Below are 1,247 nucleotides of genomic sequence, written 5' to 3' on the forward strand. Positions count from 1 at the left end.
GTGCAGATCCTGCACGGCGGCGAGCCCGTCGGCATGGGCCGCGTCATTGGCGACGGCGGCACGGCCTTCCAGGTCGTCGACATCGCCGTGCTGCCCGAGCACCAGGGCAAGGGCCTGGGCAAGCTCATCATGGCCGAGATCGCCGCCTGGCTGCGCGAGCACGTGCCCGAGACCGGCTATGTCAGCCTCTTGGCCGACGTGCCGGCCGACGCCCTTTATGCCCAGTTCGGCTTTGTGCACACGGCGCCGCGCACGCTGGGCATGGCCTGGAGGCGCCCCGCATGAGGCTGTTGCTCGCGGCACTCGCACTGGTGGCCGCTTCGGCCTCTGCCAAGACCCTCACCGTCTGCACCGAAGCCAGCCCCGATGGCTTCGACTACTCACTGTTCCACGCCAACTCCACGGCCGATGCGTCGTCCATGACCTGCTCGACAGCCTGGACCACCAAGGCTTTCGCCGCATCCTCATCGTCAACGGCCATGGCGGCAACCAGCCGGTCGCGGCGGCGGTGGCCGAATGGATGGCCGCCCATCCGCGCACCCGGGTGCGCTTCCACAATTGGTGGAATTCACCCAAGACGCTGGCCCATGTGAAGGCCATCGACCCGCACTCGGCCCRCGCCTCGTGGATGGAGAACCTGCCCTGGACACGCCTGGCCGGCGTGACCCAGCCGGAAGGCCGCAAGCCGCCGGTGGACTATCAGCGCTATGCGGTGCTGGCGCCCGATGCGGCGCGCGAGCTGGCGGGCGACGGCAACTTCGGCGGCGCTTACGAGCGACCTGACGCCGAGGTGCTGGAGATGTGGCGCATCGCTGTCGAGGAGACGCGAGCGCTGATTAACGGTCCTTGGGCTTAGCGCACTACGGTTCAGTCAGAGCAGCTGTCGGCCAGAAGCGGCCTGTCGCAAGAGGCAGCTTTGCGAAATCGCGACAAGCCATGACACCATATTCGAAGTCGCGAAGATGCCTGTCTTTGCTGTTCGTGAGGTGGGCAGAATGCCGGGCGTCCGTCGAAACTGTCTTGAAAGTTCCATGACCGAGCCGCTGCAATCACCTCTCAAGAAACACCCACCAAATAGTTGATCTGCAAAGAGGTTTCAGGCGGTCTGGGCCACGGGCACGATCTGCATGCCGAGTTGCTGAGCCCGCTGCCGCAGGTTCCTCAGCACCCGCTCCCGGTAGCGCTCCTCGAAGTAGTCCTGACCCGCATCGGTGTACTCCTGGCCTTTGCTGAGCATCGCGTAGATC

Annotated in this window: 2 protein-coding genes; both read left to right on the forward strand. The window is 65.5% G+C overall.

Going from position 1 to position 1,247, the window contains the following annotated elements; genetic code table 11:
• Positions 1-285 (forward strand): GNAT family N-acetyltransferase (locus tag AC1DU6_RS31800; protein ID WP_477862179.1); only part of this gene is annotated, 285 nt, incomplete at its 5' end.
• Positions 218-856: a creatininase family protein gene (locus tag AC1DU6_RS31805; RefSeq protein WP_477862181.1), complete on the forward strand. Its 639-nt coding sequence runs from the start codon at positions 218-220 to the stop codon at positions 854-856. The genes AC1DU6_RS31800 and AC1DU6_RS31805, both read left to right, overlap by 68 nt.
• Positions 857-1,247 lie beyond the last annotated feature (391 nt).

The sequence above is a fragment of the Roseateles sp. P5_B10 genome, from assembly GCF_056400485.1.